Annotated in this window: 18 protein-coding genes and 1 pseudogene; 8 read left to right on the forward strand and 11 right to left on the reverse strand. The window is 71.7% G+C overall.

The genetic code is table 11. The annotated features are described in order from the left end of the window. Positions 1-277: 277 nt before the first annotated feature. On the reverse strand, positions 278-784 hold the full coding sequence (locus tag ACZ5ON_RS19885; RefSeq protein WP_465593959.1) for a YncE family protein: 507 nt from the start codon (positions 782-784) through the stop codon (positions 278-280). Positions 785-1,473: 689 nt separating this feature from the next. Here ACZ5ON_RS19885 and ACZ5ON_RS19890 point away from each other — a divergent pair. Continuing rightward, positions 1,474-3,210, forward strand: a complete 1,737-nt coding sequence (locus ACZ5ON_RS19890; RefSeq protein WP_465593962.1) for a methyltransferase — start codon at positions 1,474-1,476, stop codon at positions 3,208-3,210. A 144-nt stretch (positions 3,211-3,354) separates the two neighbouring features. Beyond that, the gene (locus tag ACZ5ON_RS19895; protein ID WP_465593965.1) at positions 3,355-3,513 is read left to right on the forward strand and encodes a CbrC family protein; all 159 of its coding nucleotides are present in this window, start codon (positions 3,355-3,357) and stop codon (positions 3,511-3,513) included. 119 nt (positions 3,514-3,632) lie between these two features. Here the strand turns inward: ACZ5ON_RS19895 and ACZ5ON_RS19900 are convergent. The 4 genes and pseudogenes from ACZ5ON_RS19900 to ACZ5ON_RS19915 form a co-directional block, all read right to left on the reverse strand. After that, positions 3,633-3,875: pseudogene (locus tag ACZ5ON_RS19900) on the reverse strand (saccharopine dehydrogenase); the annotation flags it as partial. Then, positions 3,860-5,425, reverse strand: a complete 1,566-nt coding sequence (locus tag ACZ5ON_RS19905; protein WP_465593968.1) for a hypothetical protein — start codon at positions 5,423-5,425, stop codon at positions 3,860-3,862. The pseudogene ACZ5ON_RS19900 and the gene ACZ5ON_RS19905, both read right to left, overlap by 16 nt. 276 nt (positions 5,426-5,701) lie before the next feature. Then, positions 5,702-5,893: a hypothetical protein gene (locus ACZ5ON_RS19910; RefSeq protein ID WP_465593971.1), complete on the reverse strand. Its 192-nt coding sequence runs from the start codon at positions 5,891-5,893 to the stop codon at positions 5,702-5,704. Positions 5,894-6,220: 327 nt separating this feature from the next. Next, positions 6,221-6,823: a hypothetical protein gene (locus ACZ5ON_RS19915; protein WP_465593974.1), complete on the reverse strand. Its 603-nt coding sequence runs from the start codon at positions 6,821-6,823 to the stop codon at positions 6,221-6,223. A gap of 320 nt (positions 6,824-7,143) precedes the next feature. Here ACZ5ON_RS19915 and ACZ5ON_RS19920 point away from each other — a divergent pair, with 320 nt between their 5' ends. Further along, entirely contained in the window at positions 7,144-7,524 is a 381-nt protein-coding gene (locus ACZ5ON_RS19920; protein ID WP_465593976.1) for a VOC family protein, read from the forward strand. Between the two features lie 563 nt (positions 7,525-8,087). On the opposite strand, the gene ltrA is transcribed toward ACZ5ON_RS19920, so the two are convergent. From ltrA to ACZ5ON_RS19935, 3 genes are all read right to left on the reverse strand, one after another. After that, positions 8,088-9,377 carry a group II intron reverse transcriptase/maturase gene (gene ltrA / locus ACZ5ON_RS19925; protein WP_465593979.1) on the reverse strand — a complete coding sequence of 430 codons (1,290 nt, stop codon included), beginning with the start codon at positions 9,375-9,377 and terminating at the stop codon, positions 8,088-8,090. A gap of 763 nt (positions 9,378-10,140) precedes the next feature. Beyond that, positions 10,141-10,590, reverse strand: a complete 450-nt coding sequence (locus tag ACZ5ON_RS19930; RefSeq protein ID WP_465593982.1) for a hypothetical protein — start codon at positions 10,588-10,590, stop codon at positions 10,141-10,143. 45 nt (positions 10,591-10,635) lie between these two features. Then, positions 10,636-12,009: an erythromycin esterase family protein gene (locus ACZ5ON_RS19935; RefSeq protein WP_465593985.1), complete on the reverse strand. Its 1,374-nt coding sequence runs from the start codon at positions 12,007-12,009 to the stop codon at positions 10,636-10,638. Positions 12,010-12,086: 77 nt separating this feature from the next. Here ACZ5ON_RS19935 and ACZ5ON_RS19940 point away from each other — a divergent pair, with 77 nt between their 5' ends. Both ACZ5ON_RS19940 and ACZ5ON_RS19945 read left to right on the forward strand, forming a co-directional pair. Further along, positions 12,087-12,644 (forward strand): helix-turn-helix domain-containing protein, encoded by a 558-nt coding sequence (locus ACZ5ON_RS19940; RefSeq protein WP_465593988.1) that lies wholly within the window; start codon positions 12,087-12,089, stop codon positions 12,642-12,644. Positions 12,645-13,158: 514 nt separating this feature from the next. Beyond that, positions 13,159-14,340 (forward strand): baeRF2 domain-containing protein, encoded by a 1,182-nt coding sequence (locus ACZ5ON_RS19945; protein WP_465593991.1) that lies wholly within the window; start codon positions 13,159-13,161, stop codon positions 14,338-14,340. 139 nt (positions 14,341-14,479) lie between these two features. Here the strand turns inward: ACZ5ON_RS19945 and ACZ5ON_RS19950 are convergent, their stop codons facing one another. Beyond that, positions 14,480-17,200, reverse strand: coding sequence for a SpoIIE family protein phosphatase (locus ACZ5ON_RS19950; protein ID WP_465593994.1), 2,721 nt, complete (start codon positions 17,198-17,200; stop codon positions 14,480-14,482). 356 nt (positions 17,201-17,556) lie between these two features. Here ACZ5ON_RS19950 and ACZ5ON_RS19955 point away from each other — a divergent pair, with 356 nt between their 5' ends. Further along, positions 17,557-17,736, forward strand: coding sequence for a hypothetical protein (locus ACZ5ON_RS19955; protein ID WP_465593997.1), 180 nt, complete (start codon positions 17,557-17,559; stop codon positions 17,734-17,736). Positions 17,737-17,795: 59 nt separating this feature from the next. After that, positions 17,796-18,668 (forward strand): NAD-dependent epimerase/dehydratase family protein, encoded by an 873-nt coding sequence (locus ACZ5ON_RS19960; RefSeq protein WP_465594000.1) that lies wholly within the window; start codon positions 17,796-17,798, stop codon positions 18,666-18,668. A 114-nt stretch (positions 18,669-18,782) separates the two neighbouring features. On the opposite strand, the gene ACZ5ON_RS19965 is transcribed toward ACZ5ON_RS19960, so the two are convergent. Further along, positions 18,783-19,598 carry an arylamine N-acetyltransferase family protein gene (locus tag ACZ5ON_RS19965; protein ID WP_465594003.1) on the reverse strand — a complete coding sequence of 272 codons (816 nt, stop codon included), beginning with the start codon at positions 19,596-19,598 and terminating at the stop codon, positions 18,783-18,785. Between the two features lie 110 nt (positions 19,599-19,708). Further along, positions 19,709-20,344 carry an alpha-ketoglutarate-dependent dioxygenase AlkB gene (locus tag ACZ5ON_RS19970; protein ID WP_465594006.1) on the reverse strand — a complete coding sequence of 212 codons (636 nt, stop codon included), beginning with the start codon at positions 20,342-20,344 and terminating at the stop codon, positions 19,709-19,711. Positions 20,345-20,489: 145 nt separating this feature from the next. Here ACZ5ON_RS19970 and ACZ5ON_RS19975 point away from each other — a divergent pair, with 145 nt between their 5' ends. Beyond that, on the forward strand, positions 20,490-21,542 hold the full coding sequence (locus ACZ5ON_RS19975) for a PP2C family protein-serine/threonine phosphatase (protein WP_465594008.1): 1,053 nt from the start codon (positions 20,490-20,492) through the stop codon (positions 21,540-21,542). Positions 21,543-21,612 lie beyond the last annotated feature (70 nt).

The following is a 21,612-nucleotide window of genomic DNA, read 5'->3' on the forward strand; positions in this document are numbered from 1 at the left end:
GAGCCTGAAGTGACCACCTGGCCAAGGCTGTTGTTCCGCACGAGGTACTTGGAGCAGGCCTCGGCCTCCCGCCAACCCCCAACCGCCAACCGCCAACCGCCAACCGCCATCGAACGGCTCCGCGCCAGCGAGTGGCGCCGGCGCGGAGTGATCGGTGGTGAAAGCGTCGGGCTGCGAACTCAGGCCGCCACGGCCGGATCGGGGAGCACCTCCCACCTCTGCCGGAACGTCGTCGGGGTCGTCGACTCCGCGGTGCGCGACTCGGTCCTCACGGGGGTCAGGCCGGGCGCGGGATGTAGGCCAGGCCGTGGGCGCCGGGCTCACCGAGCTTGGCGATGTCCAGCCGGGCCAGGCTCTGCAGCGTCTCCAGGTCGACGATGTCGACGGTGGACGAGACGACGCAGGCCACATGGGCGAGGCGGCCGTCGGGGGGCGAGGTGATGGTCAGCGGGAAGAGTCCCACCTCGACCTGGCCAAGCTGCTTGCGGGTGTCGGCGGAGAACACCGTGAGGCTGCCCGGCGCCTGGCGTCCGAGCGGGGACGCCGGGTCGGGCTCCATGCGCATTTCGCCCGCGAGCAGCATGCCCGTCGACGTCAGGTGCACCGGCAGGACGATGTTCTCCGTGGGCAGGGTGTCGACGACGGACGCGGTCGGGGCGTCGATGACCCGGATTCCGGTGGCCGGACGCTCCGCGGTGATGTCGGAGAGCGAACCGCCGTAGGGCGAGGCGACGAAGGCCTGCGTACCGTCGGCGGAGACGGCGAGCCCTTCACTGCCCGGCACCTCGACCTTCGCGGTGAGGACTCCCCGTTCGAGGTCGACGACCGAGACGAACGGCGCCTCCTTGTTGGTGGCGTAACCCGTCCTGCCCGCCGGGTCGATGGCGAACCAGTGCGGGCCGGGCGCGTCCGTGTCGATCCTGCCCAGCGGCCGGCGGGTCTGGCGGCCGCGGTCCTGGCCCCGTCAGGGCCGGAGGACGACAGCTCGCAGCGGAGCACAACGACATAGCGGCGAGGGCCGGGTGGCAGGTGTACGCCCCGACTGGAGGGAGTCACGGCCGAGTCAGGACGCTTCGGCCGACGGACGACTCGCCGACCAGTGCGGCGAGGCGGGGGACGCTGGGACTCGCCACAGGGCCCCCACGACCTGGTGGCGGGTGATGCCCGGGCGGGCGCTTCGGGGCAGCTCCGGGCCATCGCCGGAAACAGCGCGGCTCAGGCACCTATCCCGTCGGCCCGAACTTCGCTAGCCGATGGCGTTTTCCAGCCATCCACGTCCGGTTCAGTGGCGCAAAATGGCTGGAAGTGAGCGAGCGACACTGCGCGGCCGCCTACTGGATCTACTATCGGGGCGGGGGTCCTCCTGCCGCGCTCAGCCGTGCTCGGCAACCAGGTTTTTCTCACCAATTCGCTTGGATTGTCATGATGATGACGTGCAGTCACACACGTCTTCATCTGATCAGAGGAGTGGACGTGGATGTCCGGCAAGCATGGGCGGCCGAACTCGACCCGGCCGATCGGACGTTGATCGAGGAGTCCCTCGCCTTCGTGGCCGGCGCGGACACCGACGGCGTGCTGGCTGGCCTGGCGCCCGGGCTGACCGAGCGGCAGCGGGCCTCGGTGGCCGCGCACTGCGCGATGGCGCACGCGGCCGTTCTGGTCTTTCCGGCCTCGCTCGACCGGCTGATCGCCGGCTTCCGGTCCGCGGGCTTCTCAGTCGGCGAACCCGTGCCGAGCGTGGTGGTCCGGGACCGTCTCAGCCTCCGGTACGGTGTGTCGGCCGACGCGCTGGACGTTCGGATCGTGCATGTCCGCCGCCCGTCGACCGGCCACGGCCCGGGCTTCGTCGAGCTCTTCGCCCTGGAGGCGCCGGCGGGCTCGGAGTTCACCGGGATCGCCGCGCGCGAGCGCACCGAGCGGAACGAGTCCCATCTGGCGCTGGACGTCGGCGCACCGGACGACGTGGTGCTGGCAGGACTGAGCGGCCTGCTGACCGAGCACGGCGGGCTGACGGCCGACGGCGGCGGCTACAACGCCGTGGAGGACTGCACGGTGCTGTACTTCCGCAGTCCGGAAGCCACACACCCGGGCTCGGACCCCGACCGCTACCGCAGACTCGAGCTGCGCGTGCTCGGCCACCACCCCGGCGCGCTGGCCGCGCACACGGCGATCGCGACGGATGATCCGGCGAAGCGGCTGCTGGAGCTGATGACCGGGGCCTGGACGACACAGGCAATCGCGGTGGCCGCGGAGCTGGGCCTGGCTGACCACCTGCCGGGCCCGAGCAGCCCGGAAGTGCCTCGCCCGATCGGCGAGTTGGCCCAGCAGATCGGCGTCGCCCCGGACGGTCTCACCCGTCTGCTGCGCTATCTGACCGCCGCGGAGCTGGTCACTCCCACCACGGACTCCTACCGGCTCACCGCGCTGGGCGAACTACTGCGGCGGGATGCCCGGCACTCGCTGCGCCCGCTGGCGCTGCTGTACGGCGGACCGTTCTACCAGTCCTTCGGCGCGCTGGCCCACGCCGTGCGCACCGGGCAGGAGGCGTTCGCGACGATCTTCGGCCAGGGCCATTTCGACTACTTCGCCGAACATCCCGCCCTGGCAACGCTGTTCGACAGCGCGATGGCCGCCAGCGCGAAGATGTTCGAGCCGGTCCCCGGGCTCGTCGACCTCTCCGACGCCCGCGTCGTCGTGGACGTCGGCGGCGGCAACGGCGAGCTGCTCAGCCGGTTCCTCGCCCACACGCCGCACCTGCGCGGTGTCCTCTTCGAGCGCGCCCATGTACTGGAGCGCGCCCGACGGCGCCTGGCCGACGACGGGCACGCCGACCGCTGCGACCTCGTGGCCGGTGACTTCACCCAGGGCGTGCCACCAGGCGGCGACGTCTACCTGCTCTCGCGGATTCTGCACGACTGGGATGACGAGCAGTGCCTGGCGATCCTGCGCCGGTGCGCGGCCGGCATCCCTGAGGACGCCCGACTGCTGATCGTGGAACGCCTGTTGCCCACCGACGGGACGTCATCGCTGGCGGCGGCCTGGGACCTGCACATGCTCTGCAACGTGGGCGGGCGGGAGCGGACCGCGGAGCACTACGCACGGCTGTTGTCGGCAGCGGGCTTCGACCTGGTCACGATCTCCGGCCTGCCGCTGGACGGCAGCCTCCTGCACGCCCGCAGGCGCCGTTCGGACCAGGCCGCCCTGGTCTGACGATCGGTCGGGGAAGATCGGTCGCGGCCCGGAGTGCGGAGCGAGGAGGGTGATCGTCCCGATCGACGCGGTCAACCCGCTCACCCACAACTCGGCACTGGGTGGACAAATCGGCGCAGGTGCACCCCCTCTGAGGTGCGCCCCGTGCGCACGACACTCGGGTCCTGGCCCGCGCCGCAGGCCGAGCAGTTCCTCAAGGCATTGACCAAGGACGGCCAGCCAACCGCCTACCTCTTCCAGTGCCGAGTCTGCGGCAGCCACCTCGCCCACTCGGACGCCACGTTGGTCCACGCAACGGGTTGAACGACTCGGTCAGTGCGTTCGCCCGGTTCAGCGACGGCTGACGCATCCCGGCATCGACGGAGCCGGTGGCCAACGACCATGCCGGCGTGCCCCGTCCCGGCGGTCGCGAGGTCTGCCCGCTACGCATGCAGTTCCAGGGAGATGTGCGAGGACAGCGCGCGGAGGAAGTCGGGCGCGTCGAAGATCTCGCCGGCGGAGGCGACACCGGTCGACCTGGTCCGTCCCGTGAGGATGCGGTCGACCGCTTCCCCCACGAGCGGCGCGGTGACGGCGTAGATGTCCTGGCCCCTTGCCACGGCGCGGCGTTCAGTGCCGCCGGAGCGCACGACGACGTCGACGAGGAAGGTCAGGAGCCCGCGCCCGGGAGGCTGCTGCCCATATCGAGTCGAGCCCCTCCTGACGCGACCGGTGCGCACCGGGTGGGCTCCACGGCGCAGTCGGCCCAGTGGGCGGGGTCGGTCGCCCCGCCCAGGTCGTACTCCACCAGCTGCTTCAGCTGGCGCGGCAGCGACTCGACCGTGAACGGCCGGCCGTGATCGTCCGCCTTCTCGCTGAGCCTCTTCCCGTCGGCGGTCAGGTAGTCGACCTGGAACCGCCAGGAGCAGAGCTGCCCCTCGACGCCGCCGACCTGAAGCTCGATGTCCCCGGGCGTGGTGGACTGGCCGAGGTCGAGCGTGTGGTGGGCGAAGTAGTCCGCGCTGATGGCCTCACCATGGTCGTCCAGCTCCACCGCCGGAGTCCCGGGCGGATCGGCCAGCGACAGGAAGACGCCCGGCACGGGTTCCTGGCCCGCCGGCGGGGAGTACACGGAGCTGATGGCGGTGCTGGGCCTGCAGGAGATGTCGGTGACGCCGATGTTCTCGATGGTCACGGACGAGGAGCGGTCCGTGGTGAAGTGCAGCCGGTAGGTCTCGCCGCCCACCATGCCCTCGTCGCCGGTCTCCCGCTTCAGGAGCGCCTTCAGCCCGGGGTCCTTCGTGTGGACATCGACGCCGGGCACGTCGGCCGAAGGCAGCAGCCGGGGGTGCAGCTCCGCCAGGTACGACTGCACGGCGGCGAGGTCATCCGACTTGAACGGCGCGAGCGCGTTCTCCTCCGCCTTCGTCAGCTCCTGGTCCAGCGCGAAGGCCCACCTGCTGACCCGACGCTGGTCCGGGCCCTCCACCATCACCTGGAACGGGACGGTCCGGGCGTCGACCGCTTTCTCCCCCTGACGCTGGGCCGCCACGTTCTCCGCCGCCGTCCGGTCGCCGTACCACCGGTAGCCCACGATCGCGGCCGCCACGATCGCCAGCGCGAGGACGGTGCCCCCGGCAGCGCGGGCGGGCGTGATCCGGCGGCCGGGGCCGCTGCCGGGGCCGTTGTAGTAGGTGACCGGCGCATTGATGTCCCGGCCGGCCCGGTAGCGGATGGTGACGGCGTGCGCCCGGAGCCGGTCCGCTTCCTGCCGTAACGCCCACAGCTCCGTGAGCTGCTCCCCGTGCCCGGCCAGCATCGCCTCGGCCCGCGCCAGGTCCGCGGCCACCGCCTCCAGCCGCTGCTGCACCTCGGCGGCGGCACGGTCGTCCCGGACGCCCTCGAGTTCGCTCCGCAGCTGCGCCAGCGCGTCCGCCACCCACGCGAGCGGCCGCGCGGCGTGCGCGGCTCGCGCCAGGGGCGTCAGCTCCGCCCGGGCCTCGGCTTCTTGGCCCAGCTGCTCGGCGACCAGCGCGAGGAACGCCGTGGTGAACCGGCCCGGGTCGGTGATCCGCAACTTGCCACCGAGGTACTTGCTGTACTTCTCCTCCGTCCAGCCGAGCCGCCCGGCCTGGTCCTTCTGCAGCAGCCCGGCCTCCTTCAGACGTACGGACCAGCGCTTCAACGCCGCCGCCAGGATGCGGTCCGCCTCGGACACGCTGTCGTTCTGCTGCACGGATCACTCCCAGGAGTTCGAGTTGCCCCAGCTTCGACAACTCTTGCCCCTGCCCGCAACTCCCCTGCTCAAGTTTTCTCTTGACCATGAGTCAGCAATCACAGCACCGTCGAACCGCACTGCTTCAGGCCGCCGGAGCCGTTCCCGTCCTCACCTCGGCGCCCTGGTGGTGCGTCACCCTCGTCCTCCTGTGCACCACCCTGCTCGGCCTGGCGGCCGCGCTCTTCCCGCAGGACAGCGCGGACCGCCGCGCGGTGCTCCAGGGCTGGACCGAGCTCAGGACACGGCGCGCAGGTGGCGCGGCCGAGCCGCCTCCAGGGCCTCCTGCAGCTGGTCGCGGGCCATCGAGGAGCGGCCGGACAGCTCCTGTTCGGTCGCCATTCGGTACAGCTCGGCCTTCGTGAGCTTCCCGAGGTCCGGCTCGGCCACCTCGGGGGCCTTGGTCGCGCTCAGGCTGCGCTGGAGCACGAATTTGTTCGTTCACGTGGCATCCGCTGGCCCGGCCGGCTTGGCGGGGGCCAGGGGTCACTGAGCGAACCTGACCGCGCCGACCGCCACCGAGTCCGCCGACCGGACTGCGGCCACCTGACCTCGTACGGCCGCCGCCGCGCCATGCTTCGGTGGCAGTTGACCGCCCACTCCGAGCCGTACGCCGGCAGCGTGCACCCTGGCGGCTCCGCTACGCGGAGCACGAACTCCACCGCCTGGTCCGGCTATTGCTCCCCGGTGCGGGCAGCCATCATGGGCAGCCGTCACACGGTTGTCCTGCAACCCTGGCGCCCGCACCTTGAGCGGTCACGCTGCGAGCGCTTCTCGCCGGGCGGCCCGGACGTCGAGGGCGTACTGGACGGCCAGGCAACCGAGCGTCCAGACGGTGAGCAGGAGAAGGCCGCTGGTCAGGTGCGCGGAGTGGTAGTAGCCGGCGCCGCGCAGTGCCCGTACGGCGGCGGCCGGAGGCATGACCTGCGACAGCGGGGACAGCCACGGCGGCAGGTAGGAGGGCGGCAGGATGCCCCCGGAGGTGGCGTTGCCGAGGATCAGCAGCACCACCGACGCCACCGGCATGCCGATCGGGCCGCATGTTCGCAGCAGCACTCCGGCCGCTACCGCGGTCGCCATGGCCAACAGGCCCGCGATCAGGGCCACGGTGGTGAACGCGGCGGGCAGGGCGCGCAGGGCTTGGTGGCCGATGAGCGCCACCATGACGCCGCTCGCGGTCGCGAAGAGCACGGTGGAGGCCACCCGGGCGGCCAGCGGCAGGCGCGGGGCGATCCGGTAGGAGGCCACCGAGAACAGGAAGCCGGCCAGCACCACGCCGAAGGAGACGTAGAAGACCGACACTGCCGCCCCCTCCCCCACCTCCCACCCCAGCAGGCCACCGCGCTGGCCACGCGACACCTCGGCGTCTTCCTCGACGGGCTACGCCCGGAGCACACCCGCACCCTGCCACCGCCCCCCACCCACGAGGAGATGGCAGCCCACCTCGCCCTCGAGAACGGGTCAGCCGACACCCCGACCCAACCCTGCCCAGCAGTCATGCCCACTGCGCGGCCTACGGTCCTCACCCGGCGGCCCGGCCGGGCGAGGTGAGGACCCCGAAAACCCTTCGCACCTGCTCGCCTCGCCCGGTACGGTCTCGGGCGTGTTCCCACTGCGGGGAGCCCAAGGGCTCCGCGCAGCCGCCCCGGCAGCTCCCACGCTGAGAGTAGGTTTCGTCAATGGCGTGTCGTATCAGTGAGCTCGTGCTCGGTTGCCGCGACCCCGAGGTGCTGGCGCGGTTCTGGTGCGAGGTCCTGGACTTCGTAGTGCTCGATCGCGAAGAGGACGGCAGCCTCGAGATCGGGCCGCGCGAAGGGTTCGGCGGCCCGCAGCCGACGATCATCCTCAGCCGCAGGGACGAGCCGGAACAGGGGAAGCCCCGGCTGCACATCGACGTCAACGCCACCGACCGCGATCAGGACGCCGAGCTCGAACGTCTCCTGGAGCTCGGGGCGCGCCCGGCCGACATCGGCCAGACCGGCGAGGAGCCCTGGCACGTTCTTGCCGACCCCGAGGGCAATGAGTTCTGCCTGCTCAGGGCCCGCCTCAACCCGCTCTGACGGCTCCGTGTCCCCGGTGCGGCCCCAGCCAGCGCCTCTCTTGTGGATCTTGCCGGGGCGTCCATGCGGCCTTTGACGCCCAGCGGGAAAACGCGTGTCTGAGATCGCCCTCGTCCGCCGAGGCTGGATCGGCCCGATGACGTTCTCACCGCGCGGCGTCAGTCGGACCGGCCGTGGCGGGCAATCGCTGTCCTGACCTCCGTGCACTGCGGTGGCCCAGGTGAAGATGCCCGCGATGAGGAGTCCGGCCCGAAGGACGGTGACGGTCTTCTCGTAGCGGCTGGCCAGGCCGCGCCAGTTCTTCGGGCGGTTGATGCACCGTTCGACGTGCGCTGCTCGTAGGTCTCGCGGTCGAAGCCGGGCGGGCGACCGCCGTTGCGGCCCTTGAGCTTGCGGTTGGCGATCCGGTCGGCTGGTTGCGGGATCACCGCGCGGATGCCGCGTCGATCCCCCATTGGTAGTCAGGGGCGCGGTGTCCTTGCGGACCCGTTTCCCCATTCCCCCTTTCAATCCGTACGTGCGGTTTTCCCGCATACGGCTTACCGATGATCTTCCTGACATGGTTACGCCGCCTTCGGATAGCGGATCGTGCCACGCAAACGGTGCAGGCCGAGCCCGTTGAACCACTCTTCCGTCCACACAGCAACCTGACCAGCCCTCAGGTTACGGCCCCGCTTCTTGATCATGAGCCTGCGGAGTCGCCACGTGACATAGCGGTCAATCTGGATGAACTTCTGGGCGGCGTTCCCGGTTCGGAAGTAGGCACCCCAGCCGCGCAGGATCGGATTCAACTCCGCGATCACGTCGCGGACATCCATTCCCGACCGGCGGCGGTCGGTCCGTTCCCGGACCTTGTCCCGGAGTCGCTTCATCGCCGCTTGCGACGGCCAACGATGCAGGTAGAACCGCACCCTGCGGTACTTCTCCCACATCCTGCCCGAGAAGCGGGCTCTGAAGTGGCAGCCGAGGAAGTCGAGTCCTTCCCGGCCCTCTCTGAGGTCGACCACCTTCGTCTTGTCCGGGTGCAGCTCCAGCCCGAGCGAGCCGAGGATCTCCCCGACCGCCGCCAAGGCCGCCCTGGCGTTGCTCACCGATCGGCACAGGACGACTCCGTCGTCCGCGTACCGGACCAGTTCGCCGACACCGCGCTCAGCGAGCTCGGTGTCCAGGACGTGCAGGTAGATGTTGGCCAGCAAGGGCGAGATCACCCCGCCCTGGGGCGTCCCGGCGACCGTCCGCCGAAGCTCCCCGTCCACCATCACACCCGCCTGGAGCCACAGCCACAGCGGCTTGAGCACCCTTCGGTCCGACACCCGACGCCCCACCTCCGCGAGCAGTCGACCGTGGTCGATCTCGCCGAAGAAGTTCCGGATGTCGAACTCCACGACAACACAACGGCCTTCGATGAAACCCGTCCGAAGACGCTCCATCGCCTGCGTCGCCGACCGCTTCGGCCGGTATCCGTATGAGGACGGGGAGAACCCCGCCTCGAACACCGGCTCAAGGACGATCTTCGCCGCCTGCTGGGCCACTCTGTCGCGCACTGTCGGGATGCCCAACGGCCGCTTGCCGCCCTGTGGTTTCGGGATGTCCACGCGCCTGGCCGGCGCGGGACGGTACGTGCCTGAGCGAAGAGCTTGCTGGAGTTCGCCGAGCATCCGCCGAACCCCATACTCCTTCTCCACGAACTCCAGGGTGACCCGATCCACCCCGGCGCTCCCTCTGTTGGCCCGGACCCGCTCCCATGCCTCCCACAGGACGTCACCCCTGTGGAGACGGTCATACAGGGCATGGAAACGCCGCTCCGGAGACTGCTTGGCCGCAGTCCATAGCACGCGTTGAAGCTTTCGCACTTTCAGGACGGACGCACGCCCGTCCACTACGGCAGGACTGTCCCCGCCGGGGTGGTTGACCAGACTCTCTCTCCGGCCATGCCCTCGCGCTTACCTCCGCTGCGAACGTGATCAAAGTTGGGGCCCTTCCCTCCCGGCGCGTTGTGTTGCACGCCGATCAGCGGTACTACGACCCCATCGGACTCCCGCTGCCCTCCGGACGACTTCACCATCGGCTTATACGTCCGGTCTCTTGCCCGACGAAAGGCGTGGTCAGACGGGTCTCTCCTGTTCCGGTCCAGACTGTGCACACGTGCCGCCCTCCGTACCCCGGGAGAACCCTGAGGGCTGACCCCGGAACAGGCCCCCAGGACATGGCCTTCGCCCTGATATGAGGGGCTCGGCTTCTCCGCTGTAGATCTGACGAGGCTGCAAGGTTCGCTTGATGCTACGGCCCGCGTGCTTGCTTCCTCCAAAGGCTGGCTTTTGACATCCCGCTCAGCCCGCCGCGTCTCCACGACGAACCGGGACCTGCTACCGGGCACTCCGGTGCCTACCCGGACGGGACTTCCACCCGTGAGCCTGGACCAGCTTTCAGGACGCAACATCGACTGATCGTATGTCTACTGATGATCCTCATCCTCTGGAACGGTCGGCATGAGGTCGCCGAGTAGGGAGCCGACGTGGCTCTGATTCAGGGGAGCGAGCGGGCGACGCTGGGGGATCCGGGCCGCCGTCTCCAGCGTCTGACTCCCGCCCTGGGCAACACTCCAAAGGGCCCGGCTCAGCTGCCGGTTGGAGCCGGACGCAGGTCGTCCTGGTCCTTCACCGCCGTCGTCTGCTCGCCGTCGACCACGTAGGAGACCACGCCGCTCCAGCGGCCGTCGGCACTCCGCCGCCACTCGGTGAGCAGGCCGCGCACCCACTGCCGTCCCACCCGTACCAGGCACGGTCTGGTGTCAGCCGTGGGACGGTAGCCGGGGAAGCAGCGGATGCACGCGCCCCGCCCGCGTGCCATGGCGTCCGCGACCGGGACGCGTTCCGGGGTGTGGACCTCACGTCCGAAGCGCGCGGCCCGCCGCTGGCCGTCGTGCAGTGCTTCGCACGACTCGGAGCGGTGGAAGACCGACCCGCCCCGGGTCGTGTAGACCGACGCGCACAGCCCACGCGGTACCGGCTTGCAATGGCCGCACTGGCCCACTATCAGGTCGTGATCACAACGCTCGTCAGCCATGAGTGCATGGTCCCGTCGATGCGGCAGCCTGGCAATGACATTCCGTCAGAGGCGCTCGGCCTGACCGCAGCGGCCGGGTCCGGTGTGCCACTCGCGCTGCCAATGGGCGAAGGCCTGCTGAACATCGCCGGGCGCGTGGGCAAGTGCGCCCTGGTCGGGTTCGGCCGGGGTGACGTGCGGCAGGTGGACGATGGCGTCGTAGGCGTCCAGCGGGCTCTGGTCGGAATAGAAGGTGCCGATGCCGGCACGCTGCTGGGAGGCGGCTCGTACGGTCGCGGTGTCGGCCGGGGACAGCCGCCTCAGATCGGTCGCGAAGGGTCCGTCGTGGCTGGCGGCCATGAGCGCGTCGAGGCTGCCGGACCGGGGCGGTTCCATCCGGGTGAAGAGGGTGCCGGTGTAGAAGTCGGGCCCGTTGTTGAGGATCTGGCCGGTCCCCGAGGTGGTGCCGATGACCCGGTAGTCGGTGCCCAGCCGGTCGGCCAGGTGCATGCCCATCGGCGTGATCGGGGACAGCCCGGGAAGAGTTCCCGGCCGGCGTTGGACGTGGCCGTTGTGGGCGGCCAGTACGATCCGGTCCTGCCTGCTCAGTATCCAGTCGACCGTGTCCGCGATCGTAGCGTCGCGGTAGAGCATCATCCCCTGCCGGTCCCCGCGCGCCATCCCGCGGAACATCGCATCCAGGGTGACCGTGACGTGCAGCGAACGCAGCGCACGCTCGTAGGCGTCCTCGGTGGTCCGCCGCAGGTACTCCAGGCGCCTGCCGGCCATCCGCGCGGTGAGATCGGCGAGGCCCGCCGTCAGCGCGTCCCGGCTCCCGCGCGTGAGGTTCCCGTAGGCGGCGATGGCCGCGGGCGCCGCGAACGCGGACGCGGCCGCGAAGGCCGAGGCTGTCTCCCGGACGTCCGGATCGATCTCGACCTCGGGATCGGCCTGCGCGAGGTAGGCGGACACGGCGTCAAGACCGGGCAACAGGGAGACCATCGAGCCGGGCAGGTCGATCCCGTGGAAGCCCACGGGGTGCGCGGAGGTGCGGTTGTGCTCCCGCATCCACTCCAGGTGGGCGCGCATCTGCGACCACAGCCCCATCAGGGACGTCATTCCGTCCGCCATGACCCGGCCGAGCCGGTCCCCACCCCCTCGGACCCAGTCGTCGACCAGCCGGCCCTCGACGAATCCGGTCTCCATCGCGTAGGCGCCGAACCCGTGCCGTTCGACCAGATGGCGCAGTAAGCGGTGGCGGAGCTGGAAGAACTCGCGGTTGTAGTGAGCGCTTTCGCCGATCGCCACCACCCGTGCGTCGCCGATCACTTCGTCCAGCCATGAAAGGTCGTCCAGCGGTCCATTCGGATCGAGCGTGGTCAGCGGGATCACCGCCCCACCGCTCAGTCGGACGGGTGCCACCGAAGGCCGCCTGCTCACTCCCGGCTCCTTGTCGCTCGGAGGAAGGTCTGCATTTCCATTTTTGGGAACGGTACCAGATATGGGATCGTTTCAGGGTGACCTCGCTCGACCTCCTCCTCCACCCCGTCCGGCTGCGCGTCGTGCACGCCTTCTCCGGCGACCGGACCCGCACCACGTCCGAGCTGTGCGCACACCTGCCCGATGTCCCCAAGACCACGCTGTACCGCCACGTCGGTCTGCTGGTCGAGGCGGGCGTGCTCGACGTCGCGGCCGAACAGCGCGTGCACGGCGCGGTGGAACGCCACTACCGGCTGCACCGGGACCGCACGGCGATCGACGCCGACAGGGCTGCGTCGATGTCCCTGGACGACCACCGCCGCGGGTTCGCCGCCGCCATGGCGGCCCTGCTCGCCGAGTTCGGCGGCTACCTCGACCGGGACGGAGCCGACCCGACGGACGACCAGGTCGGCTACCGGCAGGGCGTCCTGTGGCTCAGCCAGGACGAACTCACCGACATGATCGACGCACTCCGCGAGGTCCTCGTGGCACGGGCGGCCAACGCACCTGCGCCCGGCCGCAGCCCCCACCTGGTGAGCGCGATCTTCTTCCCGATCGAGGAGCCACCGCTGCCCGAGGCAGACGGCGGCCCGTGAGCCGATCCACGGCCCGGCCGAGCACCGGCTCCGCACTCCCGCACCGTGCCGTCGCGGTGCTCTCGTCGTACCGTCGGTAGTGCGCCCTGCCCAGGACGTCGAACCGACGTCGCCAGTCCGAGGCCGCCATTGCCCGTGCCGTGCGCAGACCGTCCGCGAACAGCTTCCGGGCTCGGCGGTCGCCGTCTTCACGCGGATCCGCACCGCGCACACCACCAACAGCACAGCAGCGACAGCACCAGCAGCCGGTGGAGCGGCGCGGGTTGGTCCCGCAACCCGACTCCGGCCCCTGAAAGGGAAGTTGGCCCTGCTCGGCCGACAACCTGGCAGGCCGGCCACCCCGGTGGGCCGCTTCCCGCTCCCCGCCACCGGCCGCCCGTCCACCGGCCCGACCAGCCCCCGGACGGCTCCCCTGGTCCGACCACCGGCCCGCGCGCCGACGGCCGTACCGGGCAGCCGCGGTCCGCGACCGGGTAGCCGCCCGGCGGCGAACCCCCGGGCATTGGAGGAGATCATGGAACTCGCCTTTCTCAGCCCGCTGCTCGCGGGTCCGCTGCCGGAGCGGGCCAAGCCCTGGGCGTCCGTCTACCTGGACACTTCCCGGGCGACCGAGGACGCGGTGAAGCAGCAGGAACTGCGCCGCCGCGCAGTCGCCAGGCAGCTCGCCGACCAGGGCGCGGACGAGCCCACCCGGGCCGCCGTGGACGGCACGCTCGCCGCCGCACCCGTCTCCGGGTCCCCGGCCGGACGGGCCCTGTTCGCCACCGAAGGCTCGGTGGTGCTGGATGTTCCGCTGGAGGCCGCCCCGGCGATGCCGGAGGCCACCTGGTCCGCGCTACCGCATCTGGCCCCGCTGCTCACGCTGCGCGGTGAGGACACCGCCTGCCTGGTCGCCCTGATCGACCGCACCGGTGCCGATCTGGAGCTGCGCGACGGGCGGGCGAACGGCCAGTCCCGGGCGCGGGTCAGGCTCGGCAGCGCGGAGGGCGAGCAGTGGCAGGACCGCGGGCACCGCTCGGTTCCGGCCGACCGCTACGGCTGGCACTACGAGCAGCGGCTCCAGGACACCTGGGACCAGACCGCCCAGGTCATCGCCGACGAGCTCACCCGGCGCTGGCCGGACAGTGGTGCCCAGCTGCTGGTGCTGGCCGGGGACGCCCGGGAGCGCCGGGCCGTGCACAACCGGCTGCCCGACTGGCTGCGGCCGCACGCCGTGGAGGTCGACGCCGGTGCCAGGACGGCCGGAGCCTCGTCCGAGGCGCTCGACCGGCGGATCGCCGAGGCCAAGACCGCGTACCGGACGGAGCGGCTGGACGATGCCCTGGACCAGTTCCACGCCGGGCGCGGCCGACCGGGTGAACACGGTGCATCCGGCCCGGACAGCAGCCCGGGACCGGCCGCCGAGGGCATCCCGGCGGTCCTGGACGCCGCCCGCCGCCACCAGGTGGCCACCCTGTTGCTCGACGAGTCAGCGGGCGACCCCGGCCGCCAGGTCTGGGTCGGTCCCGGCCCCGACCAGCTGGCCAGCAGGCGCACCGACGCCCACGCCCTCGGCGTCGCGCGACCTCAGCCGGCCCGGGCCGACGACGCCCTGCTGCGCGCCGCGGCGGCCGCCGGTGCCGAGGCGGTCCTCGTCCCCACGGACGCCGGCGGTCCGGCTGGCGGGGTGGGCGCGGTGTTGCGCTGGAGCGACTGACCGGGCCCGCCTCGTACCGATCGGCCCCGGTCTCCGGCGGGAGCGGGCGGGAGCGGCTACTCCCGCGGGAGACCGGGGCTGCCGACGGCCGGGCGCCATGTGGCGCTCTGCGGTGGACGTGGCCCGGCCCACCCCTCGCTCAGTCCTGGCGGTCCGGAGCGTCCGGGGCCAGCGACTGCTCGGTCCAGATGACCTTGCCGCGGGCCGTGTAACGGGTGCCCCAGCGGTTGGCGAACTGGGCGACCAGGAACAGCCCGCGGCCGCCCTCGTCCGTGCTGGAGGCATGGCGCAGATGCGGCGAGGTGCTGCTGGCGTCGGCGACCTCGCAGGTCAGGTAGCGGTCGCAGATCAGCCGGACGGTGATGGGCTGGGCGCCGTAGCGGATGGCGTTGGTGATCAGCTCGCTGAGGATCAGCTCCGTGGTGAAGGCGATCTCGTCCAGACCCCAGCCGGTCAGCCGGCTGGCGCACTCGGTGCGGATCCGGGAGACGGCGGCGGGATCGGCGGGGACCTGCCACTCGGCGACCTGACGCTCGGCCAGCAGCCGGGTGCGGGCCACCAGCAGCGCGATGTCGTCGCCCGGGTGCGGGGGCAGTGCGGTGGCCAGTACGGCCTCGCAGGTCTCCTCCGGGGTGCGGCCGGGGCCGGCCACGGTGGTGCGCAGCAGTTGCATCCCGATGTCGAGGTCCCGGTGGCGGCTGTGGACGAGTCCGTTGGTGTACAGGACGATCCGGCTGTCCTGGGGTAGCCGGAGTTCGGTCGCCTCGAAGGGCAGGGCTGCCGTGCCGAGCGGCGGATTGCCGGGCACGTCGGGGAAGACGGCGGTGCCGTCCGGTTGGACGATCAGCGGCGGGGGATGTCCGGCCCGGGCCACGGTGCACACGCCCGAGACTGGGTCGTAGATCGCGTACAGGCAGGTGGCCCCGGTGACCGTGCCGCCGTCGCTCTCCACCGTCTTGTCCTGGTCGATGGTGGCGACCAGTTCGTCGAGGTGGCCCAGCAGTTCGTCGGGGGCCATGTCCAGGGTCGAGAAGTTGTGGATCGCGGTCCGCAGCCGGCCCATGGTGGCCGCGGCGTGCAGCCCGTGGCCGACGACGTCACCGACCACCAGGGCCACCCGTGCCCCGGGCAGCGCGATGATGTCGAACCAGTCGCCGCCGACTCCGGCCTGGGCCGGCAGGTACCGGTGGGCAACCTCCAGCGCGTTCTGCTCCGGCAGGCGCCGGGGCAGCAGGCTGCGCTGCAGGGTGACGGCGACGGCGTGTTCGCGGGTGTACCTGCGGGCGTTGTCGATGCAGACCGCCGCGCCGGCGACCAGTTCCTCGGCGAGGGAGAGGTCGTCGTCGGTGAACGGCTCCGGGGTGGCGGCGCCGCGCCAGAAGATGGCCATGCCCAGGGTGACGCCACGCGCCCGCATCGGCGCGGTGATCTGCGAGTGGAGGCCGCGGCGGAGGATCTCCTCGGACCGCTCCTCGTCCTGGGCCCGCCAGGCGCGGTCGGCCCTCAGGTCCGTCACCATGCTCGCCCGGCCGCTCTCCAGGTTCCGCGTCTGCGCGGCCCCCGGGATCCACTCGATGCTCTCGCCCAAGCCGTAGAGCGGCCAGTTCCCCTCGATGCCCCCGGCGGCCACCCGGCGCATCACCGTCAGCAGGTCCGTGCCCGGCTCCTCCCCGGCCAGTACCGGGTCCAGCAGGTCGACCGTGGCGATGTCCGCGAACCGCGGGACGGCCACCTCGGCCAGTTCCTCGGCCGTGCGCACGATGTCCAGGGTGGTGCCGATCCGCTTGCCCGCCTGGTACAGCAGGCGCAGCCGCTCCCGCGCCACCTGCGCGAGTCCGGCGACGGCCCGCAGTTCGGTGGTGTCGCGCAGGGTCGCCACCGATCCCAGCGGCCCGCCGTAGATCGCGGTCGGCCGGTGGTTGACCGCGATCAGCCGCTCGCCGACGGGGAAGACCTCGTCCTCGGCGGCCCGCCCGGAGAGCAGCAGTTCGGTGAGGGCCGGGTCCAGGTCCAGGGTGGAGAGGTGCTGGTGCTCCGGGGCCGGGGGAAGACCGAGCAGCCGCTTCGCCTCTTCGTTGGCGAGGAGCAGCCGCCCGTCCTGGTCGATGATGAGCACTCCCTCGCGGACGGCGTGCAGCACCGCGTCGTGGTGCTCGAACATCCGGGTGATCCCGGTCGGGCCCAGGCCGCGGGTCTGGCGGCGTAGCCGCCGGCTCATCTGCGTGGCGCCGCTCACGGCCAGTGCCAGGGCCAGGGCGGCGGCGGCGAGCAGCAGCAGCGGCAGTCTGTGGTCGACCGTGCTCGTCACGTTCCCGGTCCGGATCCCGGCGCTGACCATCCCGACCAGCCTCCCGGTCGGATCGGTGACCGGGACGATGGCCCGGACCGCCTCCCCCAGAGGTCCCCGGTAGGTCTCGGTGACGGCCTGCCCGGCGGCCGCCCGCGCGAGGTCGCCGTCGGCGCGCTTGCCGATCAGGCCCGGCACGGGGTCGGTGTAGCGGATGCCGTCGGGTGACAGTACCGAGACGAAGTCGACCCCGGACTCTCTCCGCGCCGGCTCCGCGAAGGGCTGCAGCACCGCCGTAGGATCGGTGCTGCGCAGCGCGGGCACCATCCCCGGCGCGTGCGCGAAGGCCTCGGCGGCGGCGAGCGAGCGGTCGGTGGCGTCGCGTCGCGTGTCCTTCCCGATCTGGATCACCAGGGCGGTGGTGGCCGCTGCCGCCAGCAGCAGCACCGCCGCCAACTGCCACAGCAGCACCCGGCCGGCGACGCCCCCGGCCCCGAACCGTGACCGCCGATTCGCTCTCTCCGGCGCCTTCCGCCCGGTTGCCGGGTCCTGCCCGCTACCGCCGTCTCGCATGCTGGACTTCCCACCTTCGTTGATGGAACGTCAGAACTACAGCACACGATCAAGTCCGGGCCCCGGAGGCCGGACAGGACACGGGTGACGGCCGCCGGCTCCGACTGGAGTTCCTCCGCACCCGGCGGCCGGCCGCAATCACGGGATGTCGCGCACAGGAGTCCGACGGCCCCCGGGGCGGGGCTGACCAACCGCAGAATCAGCCGAGGGGGAGGTCGAAGAGCCGACCAGGAAACCGCATATCAGGCAACTACGCAACCTGGCCCCACCCGATCGGGTGATCTGAGGAATCGACCTGTCACTGGCCGGGCAGACGGCATCCGACGACATGCCTTCACGTCTCTCGGGAGGATGCCATGACCGTGATGATCCTGCTGACCGTACCCCTGGTCGTCGCCGCCGGGCTCACCTTCACCCGGATCGGCCTGCCTCCTGCCCGCCATCGCCGAACCCAGCCGAGCCGCCCGAGTCCCGGACGAATGGCCCAGCCGACCTCCGTGCGATTGGCCCAGTTGGAGGGCGAGGCCCGGGTCTAGCCTTGGCTCCGTCCGCAGGTCCGCGGACGGCTGAACCGAGCAGTGGAACGGAACTCCCCATGCGTGTCTTCGTAGCGGGCGCCACCGGCGCCGTCGGCCGACTCCTCGTCCCCCTGCTACTGGCGGCCGGGCACGAGGTCACCGGCACCTCTCGCTCGGAGTCCGGGACGGAGCGGATCCGTCGCCAGGGTGCGGCGGCCGCGCGGGTCGACGTGTTCGACGCCGAAGGGCTGCATCGCACGGTGGCCGCGGCAGCCCCCGAGGTGGTGATCCACCAACTGACCGATCTCACGGACGCTGACGGCGCCGCCAACGGCCGACTCCGCCGTGAGGGCACCCGCAACCTGGTGGACGCGGCCAGGGCCGCCGGGGTGCCGAGGATCGTCGCCCAGTCCATCTGCTGGGCCTACGCCCCCGGAGAGGGGCCCGCCGACGAGTCGGTACCGCTCGACGACGACGCACGGCAGCCACGGGCCGGGATGGTGGCCGCCGTCCGGGCGCTGGAGGAGACGGCCACCGAGATGGACGCCGCGGTGGTGCTGCGCTACGGCGTCCTCTACGGTCCGGGCACCTGGTACGCACCCGGCGGTGCCGTCGCCGCGGCGCTGGCCGACGACCCGGACGCGCGGTTCCTGGGGAGCATCGAGGCGGACGACTCGGTGAGCTCCTTCGTCCACGTCGCGGACGCCGCCAGGGCGGCGGTCGCCGCCCTGGACTGGCCGGCCGGGCCGGTCAACATCGTCGACGACGAGCCCGCACGGGCCCGCGACTGGCTCCCGGTACTGGCGCGGACGCTCGGGGTTCCCGCACCCGAGGCCGCTGCCGGGCGGCAGGACTGGGCCCGTGGTGCGGCGGGCGGCCTGGCCCGCTCGCGTGGCTGGCGCCCCGAGCGGACCAGCTGGCGGACCGGCTTCGCGGACCAAGGCGTCTGACCCGCCCGCACCGGATCACCGCGGCTCCCCGCCCGCACCCGGTCTCGTCGGCGAGCCGCGCTCGCCGCTGGTCCGCGCCCACCGTGCGGCGGGCGCGGACCAGCGGCGCCGTGCTCACGGCAGCTTGGTCCCCTCCGGGAGGACGATTCCGAACTCGGCCTCCAGCACCAGCAACACCTCGTCCGCGTCGGCCAGTTCGCGCTCCTCACGCTCCCCTCCGGTCCGGGTCTCCAGCAGCTTCCGTCCGCTCAGTTGGAGGTGCCGGCCGGGCAGGGTGCGGCAGGCGTACACCTCCTTGGTGAAGGGCGAGCGCGGGTTGGTCCCGATGTGCCAGTTGATGACCTCGAAGTCCGGTGCCTCGTAGGGCTCCAGGGTGAAGGCGTACTGGTCGGCCCAGGAACCGTCCGGCCGGCCCTGCTGGAGCACCCAGGTCGGCAGCGGTCCGCGCCGCTCCACGTCGAACACCAGCCGGTGGCGCCGCCCGTCCGCATCGAACTCCTCGTCCGCGACCAGCGGCACCGGCTCCATCAGCGCGCCACTGGAGCCGAAGCCGACGTCCGCGAGGTAGCGGCCCTCGTGTCCGGGGATCTCCACCAGCAGCATCATGTGCGTGCGCGGCCGGACGGCCCCGGGCGACGCCCCGACCAGGACCCGGGCGCAGAGCAGGGTGACGCCGAAGCCGAGGGACTCCAGTACGGCGGCGAGCAGCGTGTTGTGCTCGTAGCAGTAACCGCCGCGGGTACCGCGCACCAGCTTGGCCTGCAGGTCGTCGAGGTCCAGCGAGGGAGCCGTCCCCAGCAGGGGGTCGAGGTTCTCGAACGGGATGCCGTACAGGTGCGCGCGGTGGATCGACCGCAGGGTTTCGACGATGGGCCGGCGCTCTCCGGTCCAGGCGGTACGGGCGAAGTAGTCGTCGAGATCAAGAGCCATGCGACCGACGATACGCGGTGGCCGCAGGCGGGTTCCCCCGGGGTACTGGCCGTCCATCTGCGCTGATGGTAGGTGTTTTGGGCGGGATCGACCATCGGCCCCGGTGCCGGTCAGCCGACGTTGTGCGGGCGGAACTGGATGCTGATCCGCGGGCCCGCGCCGCGGGCGGTCTTGGGGACGGCGTGCTCCCAGGTGCGCTGGCAGCTGCCGCCCATCACGACGAGGTCGCCGTGGCCCAGCGGCAGGCGCAGATGGGGTGCGTCGCCGTACCGGGGGCGGAGCACGAGGGCTCGGGGCTCGCCGACCGAGAGGATGGCGACCATGGTGTCGTGGGTGTTACCGCGCCCCAGACGGTCGCCGTGCCAGGCGACGCCGTCCCGTCCGTCCCGGTAGAAGCAGAGTCCGGCGGTGGTGAACGGCTCGCCGAGTTCCTCTGCGTAGTGGGCGCTGAGCGCTTCGCGGGCCGCGCCCAGGACGGGGTGCGGCAGCGGCTCACCCTCCCGGTAGTACGCCAGCAGCCGGGGCACGCTGACCACGTTGTCGTACATCTTCCGGCGTTCGGCGCGCCAGGGGACGTGGGTCGCCAGGTGTTCGAACAACGCGTCCGAGCCGGTCAGCCAGCCCGGCAGCAGGTCGACCCAGGCGCCGTGGGACAGCTCGGTGCGGCGCAGCACGGCGAGGTCCCCCAGCCGCAGCGGCGCGGCCTCGGCGGAGTCGAACAGCGATGTCTGGAGGTGGACGCTCACGCGTCCAGGCTACGCCATGTATCGAACATTTGATCGGATACGTGTTGGTCGGAAGGTGGGACGGCCGGGCAAGGTGCAGGGTGGAGACGTGAGAGTACGGCAGCCTCGCGCGCAGCCCCGCCGGCCGAGCCCGACCGGGCTGCTCATGCTGATCCCGCTCGCTTTCATCGTGGCGATCTCCTCGATCGACATCGCCTCGCCTCCCTACGTCCACCTCGGGCCGCTGCTCGTGGTCGCGCCGGCGATCACGGCCTCCTTCGCCGGCGCCCGGCTCACCGCCCTGATCGGGTTCACCGCCGTGGTGGCACAGGTGGTGATCGGGATCTTCCACGGCGGCCTGGGCACCACCAACCACGAGGCCCAGGTCGCGGCGCTGCTGGTGGTCTCGGCCGTGATCGTCTTCTACTGCCGGGTGCGCGAGCGGCACGGACGGGAGCTGACGCATGTCCGGTCGGTGTCCGAGGCCGTCCAGGAGGTGCTGCTTAGACCGCTGCCGCCGCGACTCGGCCCGCTCCGGGTCGCGGCGGCGTACCTGGCGGCCGAGGACGAAGCCCATGTCGGCGGCGACCTCTACGCCGCCACCAGGGTCGGCCACGGCACCCGGCTGATCATCGGGGACGTCCGGGGCAAGGGCCTGGCCGCCGTCGGCGACTCCGCCCACCTGCTCGGCGCCTTCCGCGAACTGGCCCACCACTACCGGGACCTGCCGGCGCTCGCCTCCGCCCTGGAGGAGAGCTTCTGCCGCCATCTGGCGGAGGCCGCGCTGACCGACGAGAAGCACGGGGAGCATACCGAGCGGTTCGTGACCGCGCTGCTGCTCGACATCCCCGACGCCTCCCCGGTGGTCAGGACGACGGTCTGCGGCCATCCGCCGCCACTGCTGATGCACGGCGGCTTGGTCGACATCCTCCACCCCCGGGAACCGGCGCCCCCGCTGGGGATGTGCGGGCTGCGGGACATCCGGTACCCCGTGGAGACGTTCGCCTTCGAATCCGGCGACACCATTCTGCTGTACACCGACGGCATCACCGAGGCGCGGGACCGCTCCCGCGCCTTCTACCCCCTCACCGACCGGGTCACCGCCTGGTCCACGGCCGACCCGTCCGACCTGCTCCGGCACATCCGGCACGACCTGACCGACCACGTCGGCGGGCGACTGCGGGACGACGCGGCGCTGATCGCCCTCAGGCGGACCTGAGCGGGCACGGGTGACCTGGGGGCCGATCGGGGCGGGCCCGAGCGCGCGGTCCGGCGAGATCACCGGGGAC

Source organism: Kitasatospora sp. NPDC032150 (genome assembly GCF_055579945.1).